Raw genomic sequence first — 16,903 nt, forward strand, 5'->3', positions numbered from 1 at the left:
GCTTTAAAATGAAGATGTTCCGTTGCAAAAGGCATAAAAAAACCGGCCTTTCGGCCGGTTTTCAGGTTATTTCGCTTCCGATTCAATCAACTTGACAAAGTCGTCGAACAGGTACCGGGAGTCGTGCGGGCCCGGCGACGCTTCGGGGTGATACTGCACCGAAAAAGCCGGACGATCTTTCCGCCGGATTCCTTCGATGGTTTTATCGTTCAAATTCACGTGTGTCAGTTCTACATCCCGGTTTTCCATCACCTGGTCGGCAATGACCGCAAACCCGTGATTCTGGGAAGTTACTTCGCAACGACCCGTAATCAGATTCTTCACCGGGTGATTCAGCCCACGGTGCCCGTTGTGCATTTTATAGGTGTTAATGCCGCTGGCGAGCGACAGAATCTGGTGACCCAGACAAATCCCGAACAACGGTTTGTCGGTTTCCAGCGCCTGTTTCACGGTTTCAACGGCATACGGCATAGCCGCCGGGTCACCGGGGCCGTTGGAGATGAAGTATCCGTCCGGGCTCCAGGCGTTGATTTCTTCAAACGGCGTTTTGGCCGGAAAAACCCGGCAATGGGCGCCCCGTCCGGCGAGGTTGTTCAGAATGCTTTTCTTGATGCCCAGGTCCAGCACGGCCACTTTAAACGCCGACTGGTTCGGATCGCCCACTTCGTAAATCGTTTTCGTGCTGACTTCCGACGAAAGTTCCAATCCTTCCATATCGGGAATTCGATGCAACCGGTCGAGCAAAACCGCCGGGTCCAGAATTTCGGACGAAATGATGCAGTTCATTACGCCCTTGTCGCGGATGTGGCGAACCACCTGACGCGTGTCGATCCCGCTGATGCCGACAATGTTTGCCTTCTCAAAATAATCCTGCAACGACTCGTCCGCCGTGTGTCGTGAGTGAATCTGGGAAAAGAAATTGCAGACCATCCCCCTGATTTTGACACTCCCTGACTCCTCTTCGTCCCGGTACTGAATACCGTAGTTCCCGATGTGTGAGGTTGTATTAACGATCACCTGACCGTAGTACGAAGGATCAGTATAAATTTCCTGGTAGCCGGTCATGCCGGTATTGAAGCATATTTCACCGCCTGCCGTTCCAATTTTACCGAGAGCCGTTCCCTTGAACACCGAACCATCTTTCAAAACCAGTAAAGCCGCTGGCTGCTGAACCTGTTTCATGAATTGCACTGGAGTTATTCAGTTAAAAAAAAGGGTTAACCCGTTACGGTTAACCCTCTGTATATTATTTGAGTTCGTTCTTCACAATGACTAATTAACTCGGGCGACCGCCATTTAGTTCATCCTGCAAAGCTTTCAATTCATCAAATTTACCATCACGGGCCAGAGCAGCCTGCTGGGGCCACGTTCCGGGGTCGTGAGCGGCAAATTGCGAACCAGCGTTATCCAGAATTTCGCGGATGGCTTCCGGCGTTGCGTCAGCCAGTTGGGCAAAAGTCGTGATGCCCGCTGCGGTCAGGGCTTCGGCAATTTTCGGACCGATACCTTCTACCAGCGCCAGATCATCAGCGGCCGGAGCGGCTTCAGCAGCCGGAGCTTCCGTTTTGGTTTCCACGACTTCGGCAGTCGTTTCGTCCGCTTTCCGGGCACCGCCCCGACGGCTCCGACGAGTCCGGGTTGATTTCTGCTCTTCGGCGGCATTCAACAGCGTTTCGTTGAAGTCAACCAGCTCGATGATGCAGGTTTCCGCGTTATCGCCCAACCGGTTGCCCAGCTTGATGATCCGCGTATACCCTCCGGGCCGATTCGAAATCTTGTCGGATACGACATTGAACAGTTCTTTCATCGTCTCCTTGTTCTGGAGGTACGAGAAAAGAACCCGGCGGTTCTGGTACGAATCTTCTTTGGCGCGCGTCAACAGCGGCTCAACGTACTTCCGCAATTCTTTGGCTTTGGCAACCGTCGTTTCGATGCGTTTGCTCAGAATCAGCGAGGATGCCATATTTGACAGCATTGCCGTCCGGTGGGAATGGGTCCTGCCGAGGTGATTATGCTTTTTACCGTGTCTCATGGTATCAGTCCTCGTCTAATCTGTATTTACTAATGTCCATGCCGAAAGTCAAATTCTTTTCGGCCACCAACTGCTCCAACTCAGTCAGCGACTTCTTACCGAAGTTTCTAAATTTCATCATGTCCGAAATCTCCAGTTTCACCAGATCGCCCAGTGATTTAACATCGGCGGATTTCAAACAGTTGTACGCCCGTACGGACAAATCGAGATCGGCCAGCGGAGTTTTCAGCAACTTCCGCATGTGCAGCATCTCTTCGTCCACCACGTTATCCTCTTCAGCTTTTGCGGTTTCAAACGTCATCGTTTGATCCGAGAACAGCATGAAGTGTTGAATCAGGATGGTAGCCGCGCCTTTCAGGGCTTCTTCCGGGTGAATCGAGCCGTCGGTTTCAATATCTAGCAACAACCGCTCATAGTCGGTTTTTTGCTCAACCCGCGTGTTTTCCACGCTGTACCGAACGTTCTTGATCGGGGTATAAATGGCATCGATCGGAATATGTCCGAACGGCAATTCGTTGGCGCGTGGTTCGTCGGCGGGTACATAGCCCCGACCTTTCTCCACGTGAATTTCCATTTCCAGTTCACGCGTATCGTCAATGTGGCAGATCTCCAGGTCTGGATTCAGCACTTCGAACGATGCGGTGAATTTTGATATATCTCCGGCTTTTAAAACCGATTGATTTTTGATCGTAACGGTAATTTTGTTGTCGACCATGTCCGAAACTTTCTTAAACCGAACCATTTTCAGGTTCAGAATAATTTCGGTTACGTCTTCAACAACGCCTTCAATGGACGAGAATTCGTGCAGTACGCCTGGAAATCGTACGCTAGTAATGGCATAGCCTTCCAGCGACGACAGCAGAATTCTCCGCAACGCATTCCCTATGGTCACGCCATAGCCCTTTTCGAGTGGCTTGAACTCAAACAACCCGTGAAAGTCGTCAGCTCGCTCCATGACAACTTTATCGGGCATTTGGAACGCTAATATTGACATACGATTATGTTGTTAACAGTTCAAAAAAAGTAGTTTATCATTTACGGTTTACTGTTTAAGGTTGCTTTACTTAACCACCATAAACAATAAACCGTAAACCGTAAACTGTTATTTAGAATACAATTCGACAACTAACTGCTCGTTGACGTTCTCAGGAATCTGATCACGCTCGGGGTAGTTGGTGAACACCCCCTGCAGTTGTTGCTGATCCCATTCCAGCCAGTTGTAACGCTTCGCGTTGCGGGTTGTCAGGCTGGCCGAAATGGCTTCCAGTGATTTCGACTTTTCCCGAACACTGATCAGCTGACCCGGTTTCAGGGAGTAGGAAGCTATATTGACCACTTCGCCATCGACGGCAATGTGTTTGTGGGATACCAATTGACGAGCGGCCCGACGGGTTGGGGCAATGCCCAGCCGATAAACTGTATTATCCAGACGAGCTTCGCAGAATTTCAGCAGGTTTTCACCCGTGATTCCCTGCTTCACAACGGCCCGGTGGAACAGTCCGCGGAATTGCCGCTCCAGAATACCGTAAATATATTTTACTTTTTGTTTTTCCTGCAACTGAACAGCATATTCTGACTGTTTCCGTTTGCGACCACGTCCATGCTGACCGGGGCCATACGCTTTCTTTTGTAGCGCTTTGCTGGGGCCGAGGATCGGCTCGCCAAACTTGCGGGAGATTTTGGCCTTGGGGCCGGTATATCTTGCCATTGTAACGAAAAATGAATAGATATGAACAGACACAACTCAATGTCACCTGCCCGTATTCATTGGGATGAAGCGGTTTTTTAACAGTAAACCGCATAACTGGAAATGTCGATTAAACGCGACGGCGTTTCGGAGGACGGCAGCCGTTGTGCGGCAGGGGCGTAATGTCCTTAATCGAAGTTACTTCGATACCAGAGTTCTGAATCGTCCGGATCGCCGACTCACGTCCTGATCCCGGGCCTTTCACGAATACTTCCGCTTTGCGCATGCCTAAGTCGTGCGCAACAGCAGCACAGTTCTGAGCGGCCGTTTGGGCAGCGTACGGCGTGTTTTTCTTCGAGCCTTTGAAGCCCATTTTCCCTGCCGAAGCCCACGAGATCACTTGCCCGGTGCTGTTCGTAATGGAAATGATGATGTTATTGAACGAAGCCTTGATGTGCACCTGTCCAACGGGTTCAACCACCACTACCCGCTTCTTCGCTTTATCTTTGCGTTTTGCCTGAGCCATTTTTAGTTGATCGTTTAACGTTTAACGTCTAAGGTTTAAAGCGTTCTGCAACAATCCTTAAACGTTAAACCTCAAACCTTAAACTCAATTATTTAGTTGCTTTCTTCTTGTTTGCGACCGTCTTACGTTTCCCTTTCCGGGTCCGTGAGTTGTTTTTCGTGTGTTGTCCACGAACCGGCAGGCCTTTCCGGTGACGCAGCCCGCGGTAGCAACCAATGTCCATCAAGCGTTTGATGCTTAGTTGAACTTCCGACTTCAGGGCTCCTTCTACCTTGTATTCTCCGCTGATGATCGTCCGGATGGCGTTCGACTCCTCGTCGTTCCATTCGCTTACTTTCTTATCAACAGAAACACCTGCTTTATTCAGAATTTGTTGGGCTGAGCTACGGCCAATGCCAAAAATGTAGGTCAACGCAATTTCACCGCGCTTCCGGTCGGGAATATCAACCCCTGCAATACGTGCCATATTCAGTAATTAACCTTGTCTTTGTTTATACCTTGGATTCTTCTTGTTGATAACGTAAAGCTTGCCCTTCCGGCGAATCACCTTACATTCAGCGCTGCGCTTTTTGATAGACGCCTTGACTTTCATGAGTTCTACTCCGTTTAAGGTCTAAGGTTTACCGTTTAAGGGGCGAATACATCGTTAAGCCTTAAACTTTAAACATTAAACAATTATTTATACCGATAAACAATTCTTGCTTTGGTAAGGTCATACGGAGACATTTCGAGTTTTACGCGGTCGCCCGGTAAGATCTTAATGTAATTCATCCGCATTTTCCCGGAAATGTGCGCAATTACTTCATGCTTGTTTTCAAGCTGAACCCGAAACATAGCATTGGAAAGTGCTTCTACAATGGTACCGTCTTGTTCGATGGATGTCTGTTTTGCCATTCGTTACGCTATAGTCGCTTCGTTGACTTCAATCATCAGGCTGGTATTCGCCGTGACTTCTTCGATATACTGGAAGGTGGTCAGAATTTCGGCCTGTCCTTTCCGGATCGCCACCGAGTGCTCATAATGAGCCGATGGTTTACGGTCCACGGTTCGAATGGTCCAGCCGTCCCGTTCCTGAACGATATTTTTCTTACCCAGGTTCACCATCGGTTCGATGGCCAGCACCATGCCTTCCTTCAGCTTGACGCCCTGCCCCCGTTTGCCATAATTCGGTACTTCCGGGCTTTCATGCAGGCTTTTTCCGAGTCCGTGACCCACTAATTCCCGCACCACTGAATACCCGTATTTCTCGACATGGCTTTGAACGGCATGACCAATATCGCCGATCCGGTTTCCTTCAACCGCTTTTTCAATGCCCAGATACAGCGATTGCTTGGTCCGGATCAACAGGTTTCGAACTTCCTGGCTGATGTCGCCAACCGGGTAGGTATAAGCACTATCGCTATGATACCCGTTCAGTTTAACACCACAGTCAATCGAAATAATATCCCCCTCCCGCAGTTCGTACTTGCTCGGAAAACCGTGTACCACGGTTTCATTCACCGAAATACACAGAGCGGCCGGGAAGTTGTTAAAGCCTTTGAACGAAGGAATGCCCCCGTTGTCGCGAATATACTCCTCAGCCACCCGATCCAGTTCCTTCGTCGTCACACCCGGCCGAATTCGCTTAGCGATCTCGGCATGTGCTTTTCCCAGAACCTGACCACTAATTCTGATCAGTTCGACTTCGGCGTCTGACTTTAAGTAAATCATTTTGTTAGGCCGTTACACTCTCCGTGCGGCCCGTTACCCGTCCGGATTTCATCAATCCTTCGTAACGACGCATCAGGAGATAACTTTCAACTTGCTGCAGGGTATCGAGTACCACACCGACCATAATAAGCAGGGAGGTTCCGCCGAAGAACTGCGAGAAGTTGCGGGTCATTCCCAGCAGGGAAGCAACAGCGGGCAAAATCGCCACAATTGCCAGCATGAGAGCGCCCGGTAAGGTGATCCGATCCAATACCTGTCCAATGTATTCAGAGGTCATGAAACCCGGTTTAACACCCGGAATAAAACCTCCGCTCCGTTTCATGTCGTCCGCAATCTGATTCGGATTGACCGAAATCGCCGTATAGAAGAACGTGAAAACGATAATCAGAAACGCAAACAACAGATTGTATTGCCACGACGTATAATCTGAAAAGGCTGTTTGAATCGTACCGGCCACATCACTTTTCTCCGAGAACAGTGAGGCTACCAGCGACGGAACAAACATCAGGGCCTGCGCGAAAATAATCGGCATTACCCCCGCTGCATTCAGTTTGAGCGGCAAATACTGGCGCTGCCCGCCCACGACCTTGTTACCAACCACCTGTTTAGCGTATTGGATAGGAATCCGGCGAACGGCTTGGGTCAGAACAACAGCACCCATCACCACGAAGAATAACGCCACAATCTCGAGAACGAAAAGCAGGGCTCCGCCTGATCCGCGCGACAGGGCTTCTCCGTAAACAGCGCCGGGGAACCGCGACACGATACCAATCATAATCAGCATCGAAATCCCATTCCCAATTCCTTTATCGGTAATCCGCTCACCGAGCCACATACAGAAAATCGTACCCGCCGTCAGCACAATGACCGAAACCGTCGTGAAGGTCGCCTTGTTAATCAGGATCGCTTCATTCGGAATCGTCGTCGTCAAATAGGTAATGGCCTGAGCAGCGGTCACGAAAATGGTCAGAATCCGGGTGATCTGGTTCAACCGCTTACGGCCCGACTCCCCTTCTTTCTGCATTTTCTGAAAGTAAGGCAGTGCGAGCGTCAGCAACTGAATGGCGATCGATGCCGAGATGTACGGCATAATCCCCAAAGCAAAAATCGATGCTTTGCTAAAGGCACCGCCCGAAAACGTCTCCAGCAAACCCAGCAGCCCCTGCGGGTTGAGGTTCAATTGCGTCGGATCGATTCCGGGCAATACAATTTGAGACCCCAATCTGAAAACCGTCACGAACATCAGGGTGTTCAGGATGCGGGTCCTCAGTTCTTCAATCGAAAAAATATTCTGAAGGGTCGTGATGAATCGTTTCATTGGTTTATCAAGCTGCTCGTCCAAAAAAAGTCACCAAATTTACAAAAAAATCCGGTTAAATCTACTCATGAACGAGCGAGCCGATTAGAGCTTGATTGCTTTACCGCCAGCTTTCTCAATCGCTTCAATTGCTTTCTGCGAAAAGCCATGCGCTTTTACCTCCACCGCTGACGTCAGTTCACCCCGGCTCAGGACTTTCACTTTATCATTTTTTCCAACCAGACCGTTCTGCAGCAGCACGTCGATATCGATGCCCGAAACGCCCGCTTTTTCGATCAGTTGTTGCAGTGTATCCAGGTTAATCGGCTTGTACTCAACACGATTAATGTTTTTAAAACCGAATTTCGGGACCCGGCGTTGCAGCGGCATCTGACCGCCTTCGAAGTTTTTCTTCGCGCTGTAACCGGAACGCGACTGGGCACCTTTATGGCCCCGGGTGGACGTTCCGCCCATACCCGAACCTGTACCCCGACCTACTCGCTTGCGCTCCCGGACGGATCCTTGCGCAGGTTTAAGTGTATTCAGACTCATGATTAAATTTCTTCTACTTTTACCAAGTGTTGAACTTTACGGATAATTCCACCGACGGCGTCGTTGTATTCCAACTGAACGCTGCGGTTGATTTTACCCAAACCCAGCGACTGAATCGCCAGTTTCTGGGTTTTCGGCCGCTTAATAATGCTGCGAACCTGCGTAATTTTTACCTGTGCCATCTCTCTTGCCGTTGTTAAGGATTGTTATCCGTTAAACACTTTGCTCAGCTTCACTCCACGCTGGAAAGCCACCTGGTGCGGAGCCCGCATTTTCAGCAGCGCGTCGATGGTTGCTTTCACCACGTTATGCGGATTTGACGAACCTTTCGATTTTGCCAATACGTCACGGATACCGGCACTTTCCAGTACCGCCCGCATAGCACCACCGGCGATTACGCCCGTCCCGGCCGAAGCGGGTTTCAGCAGCACGAAACCACCGCTGAATTTGCCTTCCATTTCGTGCGGAACCGTATGCTTCAGCAACGGAATCTGCACGAGATTTTTCTTGGCATCTTCAATTCCTTTCGCAATCGCATCCGTTACCTCATTGGCTTTGCCCAGGCCGTAACCCACCACGCCGTTGCTGTCACCAACAACCACGATCGCGGCAAAGCTAAAACGCCGGCCACCTTTTACTACCTTGGCAACGCGGTTGATGGCAACAACGCGCTCTTTCAGTTCAGACTCGTTAACTTTAGCAGGTCTTGTATTTGCTACCATTGTTTTGCTTAGAATTGAAGGCCTCCTTCTCTGGCACCGTCGGCCAAAGCTTTCACCTTACCATGATACAAATATCCATTCCGATCGAAAACCACTTTGGTAATCCCGTTCGTGGTTGCTTTCTCCGCCAGAGCCTGTCCAACCTGCTTTGCCAGTTCGACATTAACACCTTTTTTATCCTTGCCAGCAACTTCGATCGATGAGGCACTGACCAGCGTATAGCCCTTCTCATCATCGATGATCTGAGCGTAAATCCGGGTGTTTGACCGAAATACGGATAGTCGCGGCCGGTCAGCCGTCCCGGCCACACGGTTCCGGATGTGTTTCTTAATACGCAGTCTCCTGCTTTCTTTTGTGACAGCCATTTTCGCCTGTGCTTATTATATGGTTCACCAATTATTTTTTGGAAGCAGACTTACCAGCTTTCCGACGAATCTTCTCGCCCACAAACCGGATCCCTTTTCCTTTGTACGGTTCTACTTTACGCAGTGACCGGATTTTGGCGGCTACGTCGCCAATCAGTTGCTTGTCGATTCCTTCCAGAATGACTTTCGGGTTCTGCCCTTTTTCCGTTACGGCCGTCACATTCAGTTCGGTCGGAATAGCAACGTAAATATCGTGCGAATACCCAAGGGTCAATTGCAACACATTGTTGGAGGCAACGGCTTTGTAACCAACCCCAACGATTTCGAGTTCAATCCGGTAGCCCGTGCTGACACCCGTCACCATGTTGTTGACCAGGGCGCGATACAAGCCGTGCAGGGCTTTAAAGCGTTTCTGGTCGTTCGGACGAACCACTTTCAGTTCACCCTCGGTGACTTCCAGTTTAATATCCGGGTTGATGTTTTGCGACAGGGTTCCTTTCGGGCCTTTCACCGTCACATTCCCGTTCTCGACCGAAACTGACACTTTCTCAGGCAGTGCAATGGTTTTATTACCTACGCGTGACATAGTTTCTTATTAATATACGTAACACAACACCTCACCACCGACGTTCAGCGTCCGGGCTTCCTTATCGGTCATCACGCCCTTCGAGGTCGAGACGATGGCAACGCCCAAACCGTTGAAAATACGCGGAATGTCCGTCGCTCCTTTATACTGGCGCAGACCGGGGCGGCTAACGCGCTGTAAGTCAACGATCGCAGGTTGTTTCGTTACCGGATTGTACTTCAGCGCAATCTTGATACTTCCTTGCGGACCGGTCTCGTCGAACTTGTAGTTCTGGATAAAGCCTTTATCAAAGAGTACCTTGGTGATCTCCTTCTTTATATTGGAAGCAGGAATTTCGACGACCCGGTGCTTGGCGCGGATCGCATTTCTGATGCGAGTCAGATAATCTGCTATGGGATCAGTATTCATTTCCTCCTGTTGGTAACTGCAAACCTCGCTGACGGTTACTGCCGTTTTAAACGGGCCTGCAAAATTAGGGAATTGTTTCGATAATCGCTAAGATGGCGTGAAAAGTTACCAGCTTGCCTTGGTTACACCGGGGATCTTACCGGCCGAGGCCATTTCGCGGAACGTAACGCGGGAGATTCCAAATTTCCGCATATACCCACGGGGGCGACCTGTCAGCTTGCACCGGTTGTGCAGACGCACCGGGGAAGCATTCTTCGGCAGTTTGTCTAATCCGGCGTAATCTCCGGCTGCTTTCAGTGCCGCACGCTTCGTAGCGTACTTCGCAACTAAGGCAATCCGCTTACGCTCTCTTGCTTTGATGGATTCTTTTGCCATGTTTTTGTTTCGCGTTATGCGTTATTTTTTACCTCCGGCGAAGGGCATACCCAGCGCTTTCAGCAATGCAAAACTTTCTTCATCCGTGTTCGCCGTCGTGACGAACGTGATATCCATTCCCGAGATCCGGCTGACCTTATCGATCGTGATTTCCGGGAAAATGATCTGCTCCTGGACACCGAACGTGTAGTTACCCCGACCGTCGAAGCCTTTGTCACTAATTCCTTTGAAGTCACGAACGCGCGGCAGAGCGACAGCGGTCAGACGATCCAGAAACTCGTACATCTTTTCGCCACGCAGGGTCACTTTCGCGCCGATCGGCATGCCTTCGCGCAGTTTAAAGTTAGAGACGGCTTTTTTCGCCACCGTGGGAACGGCCTTCTGACCCGTAATCATGGTCAGCTCTTCTACACCGACGTCTACCAATTTCTTATCAGCGACGGCGGCACCAATGCCTTTGTTCACAACAATCTTGGTCAGTTTCGGTACCTGCATGACGCTTTTGTACTGAAACTTTTCCTTCAGTTGGGCCACAATCTCATTTGTATATTTCTCTTTCAGTCTCGGAGTTGCCACCTTCGTATCGGTTTATACGTGCCTGATTCCTATCCATTAAACGAAATTGCCCGACTTTTTCGAGTACCGTTGCAATTTGCCTTTTTCATTCAGTTTGCGGCCGGTCCGGGAAGGCTCGTTCGTTTTCGGGTCGATCACCATCAGGTTGCTGATGTGGATGCTTCCTTCACGCTTTTCCAAACTTCCCTGCGGATTAGCGGCCGACGGCTTCACGTGTTTCGTGATCATGTTGACCCCTTCGACCACCGCGCGTTGTTTATCGACCAAAACGCGTAATATCGTACCGGTCTGTCCCTTCGAGTTACCGGAAATAACTTTTACATTATCTCCTTTACGGATGTGTAACTTCGCAGGCTTATCTGCTACATTTTTCATAGTTACAATACTTCTGGAGCCAATGAAACGATTTTCATAAACTGCTTCTCGCGCAACTCACGGGCGACAGGTCCGAAAATCCGGGTGCCGCGCGGCTCGTCGTTGTTGTTCAGCAGAACGGCCGCATTGTCTTCGAACCGGATGTACGAACCGTCTTTGCGACGGATCTCTTTTTTCGTCCGAACGACTACCGCTTTGGAAACAGTACCTTTCTTCATGTTACTCGAAGAGAGCGCCTGTTTAACCGTCACTACAATTTTATCGCCAACCGTAGCAAAACGCTTACCGGTTCCACCCAGTACCCGAATGCAAAGTACTTCTTTGGCACCGCTGTTATCGGCTACGCCCAAACGTGATTCTTGCTGGATCATGGTTACTTCGCCTTTTCAATGATTTCGACTAATCGCCAACATTTGTTCTTGCTCAGCGGACGGGTTTCCATAATGCGGACGGTATCGCCGATGCCGCATTCGTTTTTCTCGTCGTGGGCCATGAACTTCTTCGTACGGTGCATGAATTTCCCGTAGATGGGGTGCTGCACTTTCCGATCGACCGCAACGGTGATGGATTTTTCCATCTTGTTGCTTACTACCTTACCAATTCTTTCTTTTCTCAGATTTCTTTCTTGCTGCTCCATGAGTCGATACCGTTTTATTAGCTGGCGTTTTGTTTAACAGTCAGCTCGGTCAGTAATTGAGCAATCAATTTGCGCGTAGTGCGAATTCGCATCGGGTTTTCGATGGGCGAGATAGCGTGTGCAAATTTCAATTTTTGCAAGCGATCTTTCTCAGCCGCTACCTGCTCATTCAATTGTTCAACCGTCAGCGACTTGATCTCGTTCTTTTTCATGACTGAATGTTGTTGGTGGTTGTCTGTCGATGGTTTCATTCCGGAAACCGCAACCGACAACGGTCCCGAGTTAGTCTTCTGTTTCCTGATAATCCCGACGAACAACGAATCTTGTTTTGATCGGTAACTTTTGAGCTGCCAAACGCAGGGCTTCGTTCGCAACATCCAGCGGTACGCCCGTGGCTTCGAACAGAATGGTACCCGGTTTTACGGGGGCTACCCAGTATTCCGGTGCACCTTTTCCTTTACCCATCCGTACTTCAGCCGGTTTTTTGGTGATTACCTTATCCGGGAAAATCCGAATCCAGACCTGGCCTTCCCGTTTCATGGCGCGGGTAACCGAGATCCGGGCCGCTTCAATCTGACGGGCGGTAATCCAACCGGGTTCCAGCGATTTGATGGCAAACGATCCGAAAGCGATTTGGTGACCCCGTCCGGCAATGCCTTTGACGCGGCCTTTTTGCTGCTTACGAAACTTGGTTCTTTTTGGTTGTAACATCTTTCGTCGTATCTAAAGGACGTTGCTATATCTGACGCCCGATGTTCATACTATCTTTTGCGTCCGCCTTGGCCGCCCCGCTGGCCGCCACCTTGGCCACCGCGCTGACCGCCACCACCCCGGTTTTGATCGTTCCGGCCCCGACGACGATCATTCCGCTCGCCATCGCCACCGCGTTCACCACGACGATCGCCACGATCTCCGCGACGTTCGTTGCGTTCGCCACCGCGTTCTGACTGTGCCGCCGAAATCTGAGCCGCTGGCGACAGATCCCGTTTGCCGTACAGTTCACCCTTGAAAACCCAAACTTTGATTCCGATTTTTCCGTAAATCGTTTGAGCTTCCGAAATAGCGTAATCGATGTCGGCACGCAGGGTATGTAGGGGGACACGACCCTCTTTGTATTCTTCCGTACGGGCCATTTCAGCACCGCCCAGACGACCGGATACGCGAACTTTGATCCCTTGAGCACCTACCCGGATGGCCGAGCTGATGGCTTGTTTCATGGCACGACGGTATGAAATCCGGGCCTGAAGTTGCTGGGCAATCGTTTCGCCGATCAGTTTAGCATCGATTTCGGGGCGTTTGATCTCGAAAATGTTGATCTGAACGTCTTTCCCCGTAATCTTCTTCAACTCTTCCTTGATCTTATCGACCTCGCCACCGCCTTTACCGATTACAATACCCGGACGGGCCGTGTGAATGGTCAGGGTGATGCGTTTCAGCGTCCGCTCAATCACCACCCGGGCAATGGATCCTTTCGGAATCCGCGCCTGGATATATTTTCTGATTCTTTCGTCTTCAACCAGTTTATCCGGAAACTCTTTGCCGCCATACCAGCTCGAATCCCATCCTTTGACAATACCAAGCCGAAAACCAACGGGGTTTACTTTTTGTCCCATTTTATTCTTTTGTTAGGCTGCGTTTTCTGTTGAAACTTCTGGTGCAAGCGTAAGCGCATTGGCAGCACTTTCAATCACGATGGTTACGTGGTTAGAGCGCTTCCGGATCCGGTGACCACGACCTTGCGGGGCGGGGCGCAACCGTTTCAACATCCGACCGCCATCGACAAAAATCGTTTTCACGAACAGATCAGCGTCTTCGGCCCGTTCGTTTTCGTTTTTTTGCTGCCAGTTAGCAACCGCCGAGAGCAGCAGCTTCTCCAGCAACGCAGCACCCGCCTGAGGTTGATAACGCAGAATTCCCAACGCTTTGCTTACCTTCTGGCCCCGGATCATGTCGGCTACCAGCCGCATTTTGCGAGGAGACGAAGGCACATTTTTTAGCTTTGCTACTGCTTCCATTTTTTTTCGGTTAGTAGTTTATGGTTTATCATTTAGAGTTAATAAAAACTAAAAACCGTAAACCAAAACTGTAAACTGTTTCTACCGTTTGCCTTTGTCTTTCTTCGCAACGTGGCCCCGGAAGTTCCGGGTAGGTGAAAATTCGCCTAATTTGTGGCCGACCATGTTCTCGGTGACGTACACCGGGATGAACTTGTTGCCATTGTGGACGGCGAACGTGTGGCCAACGAAATCCGGAGAAATCATCGAACGGCGGGACCAGGTTTTGATGACCGACTTCCGTCCTGAATCATTCATGGTATCCACCTTTTTTTCCAGACGAAAATCTATGTAGGGACCCTTTTTAAGTGAGCGTGCCATCTACTTCTTATTTTTTCCGTTTACTAATGATCAGACGATCTGAATATTTGTTCACCGGGCGGGTTTTCTTGCCTTTCGCGTACAGACCGGTACGTGAGCGTGGGTGCCCACCGGAAGCGCGTCCTTCACCACCACCCATCGGGTGATCGACCGGGTTCATGGCAACCCCACGAACACGGGGACGACGACCTAACCAACGCGTCCGACCGGCTTTCCCGATGCTGACGTTCATGTGATCCGGGTTGGATACCGAACCGACCGTCGCAATGCAGGTACCCAGGACCATCCGTTGTTCGCCCGACGGCATCCGCAGAATGGCGTATTTGTCTTCGCGGGCTACGAGCTGAGCGTAGGTTCCGGCACTCCGTACCATCGCTCCGCCTTTACCCGGTTTCAGTTCCACGTTGTGGACGATCGTACCGATCGGCATGGCCGACAGCGGCAGCGCGTTTCCAACTTCCGGGGCTACCGAAGGGCCTGAAATAACCTGCTGTCCGACCGTAATACCCTGAGGAGCCAGAATATAGCGTTTTTCGCCATCGGCATAGTACAGCAGCGCAATCCGGGCTGACCGGTTAGGATCGTACTCGATCGTTTTAACCGTTGCCGGCACACCCGCTTTATCGCGTTTAAAGTCGATAATCCGGTATTGTTTTTTATGACCGCCACCAATGTAGCGCATCGAACGATGGCCCTGGTTGTTCCGGCCACCTGATCTACTTATCGTTACCAGCAGACTCCGTTCTGGTTTGTCCGTCGTGATCTCGGCAAAGTCCGGGGCCACCCGAAAACGCTGACTCGGGGTTGTTGGTTTCAGTTTCTTAACTCCCATGATTCCTAACTACTTCGTTTAGTCGTTCGTGGTTGGGTTACCCCTTATGCTTCGGCGTAAATATCGATGATCTCTCCGTCGGCAACCGTTACGATTGCTTTCTTCCAGGTAGACGTCCGGCCAGCGGTCACAGCACCTTTTTTCGTGCTTTTCGATTTCATGTGCCCAATGCACCGCATCGTGTTTACTGCCGTTACCGTCACGCCGTACAGTTTCTCAACGGCCTTCTTGATCTCGATTTTATTGGCGTTCATCGACACCTCAAATCCGTATTGTCCCTTCTTATTCTGGGCCGTTACCTTTTCGGTAATGATCGGTCTTTTCAGTACGTTTTCCATAGTCTGTTACTGGAGAAGAGATTCTAATTTCGACAAGGCTCCTTCCGCAATCAGCAGCCGGTCAGCGTGCATCAGATCGTACGTGTTCACATTTTCAACCGTCGTCACTTTCGCTTTCTGCAGGTTCCGGCTCGACAAGACCACGTTGGAATCTACATCCGGCAAAATCAACAGCGTCTTGGTATCCAGGGCCTGAAAACCGGTCAGGAAGTCGATATAAGACTTCGTCCGGGGGGCTTCCAGCGTGAAGTTTTCCAGAATCGAAACGTTGTTCGCTTTGGCTTTAGCCGCCAGGGCCGATTTGCGCGCCAGTTGTTTTACTTTCTTGTTCAGTTTGAACGAGTAGTCGCGCGGGCGGGGACCGAAGATCGTTCCACCACCGACAAAAACCGGTGACTTGATGGAACCGGCGCGGGCACCACCCGTACCTTTTTGTTTCTTGAGTTTACGGGTTGAGTGAGCATTTTCGCCCCGTTCTTTGGCCTTGTGGGTTCCCTGACGTTGGTTGGCCAGGTACTGTTTCACGTCCAAGTAGATCGCGTGCTCGTTCGGCTCAATTCCGAAGATCTCATCAGACAAGCTTATCTTTTTGCCCGTATCCTCTCCTTTCGAGTTATAAACTGCTGCCTCCATGATTTACTTATCTAAAATGAGGAACGAATTTTTAGCGCCCGGAACCGAGCCGCTCACCACGATCAGATTTTGTTCTGACAGTACTTTCAGAACGCGCAGGTTCTGAACTTTCACCCGGTTACCGCCCATGCGGCCGGCCATCCGGATTCCCTTGAACACCCGTGATGGGAATGAACAGGCACCGATCGAACCCGGGTGACGCTGACGGTTGTGCTGACCGTGGGTCTGCCCGCCAACCCCGCCGAAACCGTGCCGCTTGACAACGCCCTGAAAACCGCGACCTTTCACAGTTCCCACGACATCAACGAAGTCGCCTTCGACGAAAACATCCGCAGCCTGGAGGGTTTGGCCCAGCGTCAGGTCCTGTTCGAATGTTTTGAACTCAACTAATTTTTGTTTCGGTGTCGTACTCGCCTTCTTGAAGTGCCCAAGCAACGGCTTGGTAGTACGTTTTTCTTTTTTTTCACCGTAACCCAACTGAACAGCTTTATAGCCGTCCGACTCCTGCGTTTTTACCTGAGTAACAACACAGGGACCAGCTTCAATGACTGTACATGCCAGAGCCTGCCCGTCAGCATTGTACAGACTGGTCATCCCAATCTTCTTTCCAATTAAACCAGACATAATAAGTGGTTGTAAAGCAGGAATTTATAGTTTTGAACCCGAAAAAATCGGAGTGCAAAGGTAGGAATTACTTCCTGTTAATCCAAACCGTAGTTTATTTATTATCAACTATTTCGACGCAGAACAGCAACAAAAAAGGCCAGACGCGTTGCACCTGACCTTCTGCTCGGTTGACGCATGTTACCATGCATTACCGGACTAAAATAGTCAGATGTGGTTTCCGTGGGGACCTTCACCCGATTTATGTCTTTGT

General features: G+C 50.3%; 30 protein-coding genes. All 30 read right to left on the bottom strand.

The window, feature by feature from the left end:
* Positions 1 to 66 precede the first annotated feature (66 nt).
* The gene (gene carA / locus ACFPMF_RS14340) at positions 67 to 1,182 is read right to left on the bottom strand and encodes a glutamine-hydrolyzing carbamoyl-phosphate synthase small subunit (protein ID WP_379846145.1); all 1,116 of its coding nucleotides are present in this window, start codon (positions 1,180 to 1,182) and stop codon (positions 67 to 69) included.
* 94 nt (positions 1,183 to 1,276) lie between these two features.
* Entirely contained in the window at positions 1,277 to 1,963 is a 687-nt protein-coding gene (rplQ, locus tag ACFPMF_RS14345) for a 50S ribosomal protein L17 (RefSeq protein ID WP_379846147.1), read from the bottom strand.
* 73 nt (positions 1,964 to 2,036) lie between these two features.
* A complete protein-coding gene (locus ACFPMF_RS14350; RefSeq protein ID WP_379846150.1) occupies positions 2,037 to 3,026 on the bottom strand; it encodes a DNA-directed RNA polymerase subunit alpha in 990 nt (329 codons plus the stop codon).
* Between the two features lie 108 nt (positions 3,027 to 3,134).
* Complete coding sequence (gene rpsD, locus ACFPMF_RS14355) at positions 3,135 to 3,740, bottom strand: 30S ribosomal protein S4 (protein ID WP_379846153.1); 606 nt, start codon at positions 3,738 to 3,740, stop codon at positions 3,135 to 3,137.
* Between the two features lie 109 nt (positions 3,741 to 3,849).
* Complete coding sequence (rpsK, locus tag ACFPMF_RS14360) at positions 3,850 to 4,245, bottom strand: 30S ribosomal protein S11 (protein ID WP_379846156.1); 396 nt, start codon at positions 4,243 to 4,245, stop codon at positions 3,850 to 3,852.
* Positions 4,246 to 4,333: 88 nt separating this feature from the next.
* Entirely contained in the window at positions 4,334 to 4,711 is a 378-nt protein-coding gene (gene rpsM / locus ACFPMF_RS14365; protein WP_379846159.1) for a 30S ribosomal protein S13, read from the bottom strand.
* 9 nt (positions 4,712 to 4,720) lie between these two features.
* Positions 4,721 to 4,837, bottom strand: coding sequence for a 50S ribosomal protein L36 (gene rpmJ, locus ACFPMF_RS14370; RefSeq protein WP_038119933.1), 117 nt, complete (start codon positions 4,835 to 4,837; stop codon positions 4,721 to 4,723).
* 83 nt (positions 4,838 to 4,920) lie between these two features.
* On the bottom strand, positions 4,921 to 5,139 hold the full coding sequence (infA, locus tag ACFPMF_RS14375; RefSeq protein ID WP_038119936.1) for a translation initiation factor IF-1: 219 nt from the start codon (positions 5,137 to 5,139) through the stop codon (positions 4,921 to 4,923).
* A gap of 3 nt (positions 5,140 to 5,142) precedes the next feature.
* The gene (map, locus tag ACFPMF_RS14380) at positions 5,143 to 5,955 is read right to left on the bottom strand and encodes a type I methionyl aminopeptidase (RefSeq protein WP_379846162.1); all 813 of its coding nucleotides are present in this window, start codon (positions 5,953 to 5,955) and stop codon (positions 5,143 to 5,145) included.
* A 4-nt stretch (positions 5,956 to 5,959) separates the two neighbouring features.
* The gene (gene secY, locus ACFPMF_RS14385) at positions 5,960 to 7,273 is read right to left on the bottom strand and encodes a preprotein translocase subunit SecY (protein WP_379846165.1); all 1,314 of its coding nucleotides are present in this window, start codon (positions 7,271 to 7,273) and stop codon (positions 5,960 to 5,962) included.
* 84 nt (positions 7,274 to 7,357) lie between these two features.
* Complete coding sequence (gene rplO / locus ACFPMF_RS14390; RefSeq protein WP_379846167.1) at positions 7,358 to 7,804, bottom strand: 50S ribosomal protein L15; 447 nt, start codon at positions 7,802 to 7,804, stop codon at positions 7,358 to 7,360.
* Positions 7,805 to 7,806: 2 nt separating this feature from the next.
* Complete coding sequence (rpmD, locus tag ACFPMF_RS14395) at positions 7,807 to 7,986, bottom strand: 50S ribosomal protein L30 (protein ID WP_038119946.1); 180 nt, start codon at positions 7,984 to 7,986, stop codon at positions 7,807 to 7,809.
* Between the two features lie 24 nt (positions 7,987 to 8,010).
* Positions 8,011 to 8,526 carry a 30S ribosomal protein S5 gene (gene rpsE, locus ACFPMF_RS14400; protein WP_038119948.1) on the bottom strand — a complete coding sequence of 172 codons (516 nt, stop codon included), beginning with the start codon at positions 8,524 to 8,526 and terminating at the stop codon, positions 8,011 to 8,013.
* Positions 8,527 to 8,534: 8 nt separating this feature from the next.
* Positions 8,535 to 8,891 carry a 50S ribosomal protein L18 gene (gene rplR, locus ACFPMF_RS14405; RefSeq protein ID WP_379846173.1) on the bottom strand — a complete coding sequence of 119 codons (357 nt, stop codon included), beginning with the start codon at positions 8,889 to 8,891 and terminating at the stop codon, positions 8,535 to 8,537.
* 31 nt (positions 8,892 to 8,922) lie between these two features.
* Entirely contained in the window at positions 8,923 to 9,477 is a 555-nt protein-coding gene (rplF, locus tag ACFPMF_RS14410; protein ID WP_379846175.1) for a 50S ribosomal protein L6, read from the bottom strand.
* A 9-nt stretch (positions 9,478 to 9,486) separates the two neighbouring features.
* Positions 9,487 to 9,885, bottom strand: coding sequence for a 30S ribosomal protein S8 (rpsH, locus tag ACFPMF_RS14415; protein WP_379846178.1), 399 nt, complete (start codon positions 9,883 to 9,885; stop codon positions 9,487 to 9,489).
* Between the two features lie 105 nt (positions 9,886 to 9,990).
* Entirely contained in the window at positions 9,991 to 10,260 is a 270-nt protein-coding gene (rpsN, locus tag ACFPMF_RS14420) for a 30S ribosomal protein S14 (RefSeq protein ID WP_111626189.1), read from the bottom strand.
* Positions 10,261 to 10,281: 21 nt separating this feature from the next.
* Positions 10,282 to 10,836 (bottom strand): 50S ribosomal protein L5, encoded by a 555-nt coding sequence (gene rplE / locus ACFPMF_RS14425; RefSeq protein ID WP_038119966.1) that lies wholly within the window; start codon positions 10,834 to 10,836, stop codon positions 10,282 to 10,284.
* A 36-nt stretch (positions 10,837 to 10,872) separates the two neighbouring features.
* On the bottom strand, positions 10,873 to 11,211 hold the full coding sequence (rplX, locus tag ACFPMF_RS14430) for a 50S ribosomal protein L24 (protein ID WP_379846183.1): 339 nt from the start codon (positions 11,209 to 11,211) through the stop codon (positions 10,873 to 10,875).
* Positions 11,212 to 11,213: 2 nt separating this feature from the next.
* Positions 11,214 to 11,582, bottom strand: a complete 369-nt coding sequence (gene rplN, locus ACFPMF_RS14435) for a 50S ribosomal protein L14 (protein WP_111626186.1) — start codon at positions 11,580 to 11,582, stop codon at positions 11,214 to 11,216.
* 2 nt (positions 11,583 to 11,584) lie between these two features.
* Complete coding sequence (gene rpsQ / locus ACFPMF_RS14440; RefSeq protein ID WP_038119974.1) at positions 11,585 to 11,848, bottom strand: 30S ribosomal protein S17; 264 nt, start codon at positions 11,846 to 11,848, stop codon at positions 11,585 to 11,587.
* 17 nt (positions 11,849 to 11,865) lie between these two features.
* Positions 11,866 to 12,060 (bottom strand): 50S ribosomal protein L29, encoded by a 195-nt coding sequence (gene rpmC, locus ACFPMF_RS14445; RefSeq protein ID WP_154174769.1) that lies wholly within the window; start codon positions 12,058 to 12,060, stop codon positions 11,866 to 11,868.
* A gap of 70 nt (positions 12,061 to 12,130) precedes the next feature.
* Positions 12,131 to 12,559 (bottom strand): 50S ribosomal protein L16, encoded by a 429-nt coding sequence (rplP, locus tag ACFPMF_RS14450; protein ID WP_134032193.1) that lies wholly within the window; start codon positions 12,557 to 12,559, stop codon positions 12,131 to 12,133.
* 50 nt (positions 12,560 to 12,609) lie between these two features.
* Positions 12,610 to 13,461 (bottom strand): 30S ribosomal protein S3, encoded by an 852-nt coding sequence (gene rpsC / locus ACFPMF_RS14455; protein ID WP_379846191.1) that lies wholly within the window; start codon positions 13,459 to 13,461, stop codon positions 12,610 to 12,612.
* A gap of 12 nt (positions 13,462 to 13,473) precedes the next feature.
* Positions 13,474 to 13,863 carry a 50S ribosomal protein L22 gene (rplV, locus tag ACFPMF_RS14460; protein WP_379846194.1) on the bottom strand — a complete coding sequence of 130 codons (390 nt, stop codon included), beginning with the start codon at positions 13,861 to 13,863 and terminating at the stop codon, positions 13,474 to 13,476.
* A gap of 81 nt (positions 13,864 to 13,944) precedes the next feature.
* Positions 13,945 to 14,223: a 30S ribosomal protein S19 gene (rpsS, locus tag ACFPMF_RS14465; protein WP_124878978.1), complete on the bottom strand. Its 279-nt coding sequence runs from the start codon at positions 14,221 to 14,223 to the stop codon at positions 13,945 to 13,947.
* A gap of 7 nt (positions 14,224 to 14,230) precedes the next feature.
* Entirely contained in the window at positions 14,231 to 15,055 is an 825-nt protein-coding gene (gene rplB, locus ACFPMF_RS14470; RefSeq protein ID WP_379846198.1) for a 50S ribosomal protein L2, read from the bottom strand.
* Positions 15,056 to 15,099: 44 nt separating this feature from the next.
* A complete protein-coding gene (gene rplW / locus ACFPMF_RS14475; RefSeq protein ID WP_379846201.1) occupies positions 15,100 to 15,393 on the bottom strand; it encodes a 50S ribosomal protein L23 in 294 nt (97 codons plus the stop codon).
* A 6-nt stretch (positions 15,394 to 15,399) separates the two neighbouring features.
* Entirely contained in the window at positions 15,400 to 16,026 is a 627-nt protein-coding gene (rplD, locus tag ACFPMF_RS14480; RefSeq protein WP_379846204.1) for a 50S ribosomal protein L4, read from the bottom strand.
* A gap of 3 nt (positions 16,027 to 16,029) precedes the next feature.
* Positions 16,030 to 16,650 (bottom strand): 50S ribosomal protein L3, encoded by a 621-nt coding sequence (gene rplC / locus ACFPMF_RS14485; protein WP_379846207.1) that lies wholly within the window; start codon positions 16,648 to 16,650, stop codon positions 16,030 to 16,032.
* Positions 16,651 to 16,903 lie beyond the last annotated feature (253 nt).

Origin of the sequence: Larkinella bovis (assembly GCF_042655385.1) — a bacterium.
GTDB classification, from domain to species: Bacteria; Bacteroidota; Bacteroidia; order Cytophagales; family Spirosomataceae; genus Larkinella; species Larkinella bovis.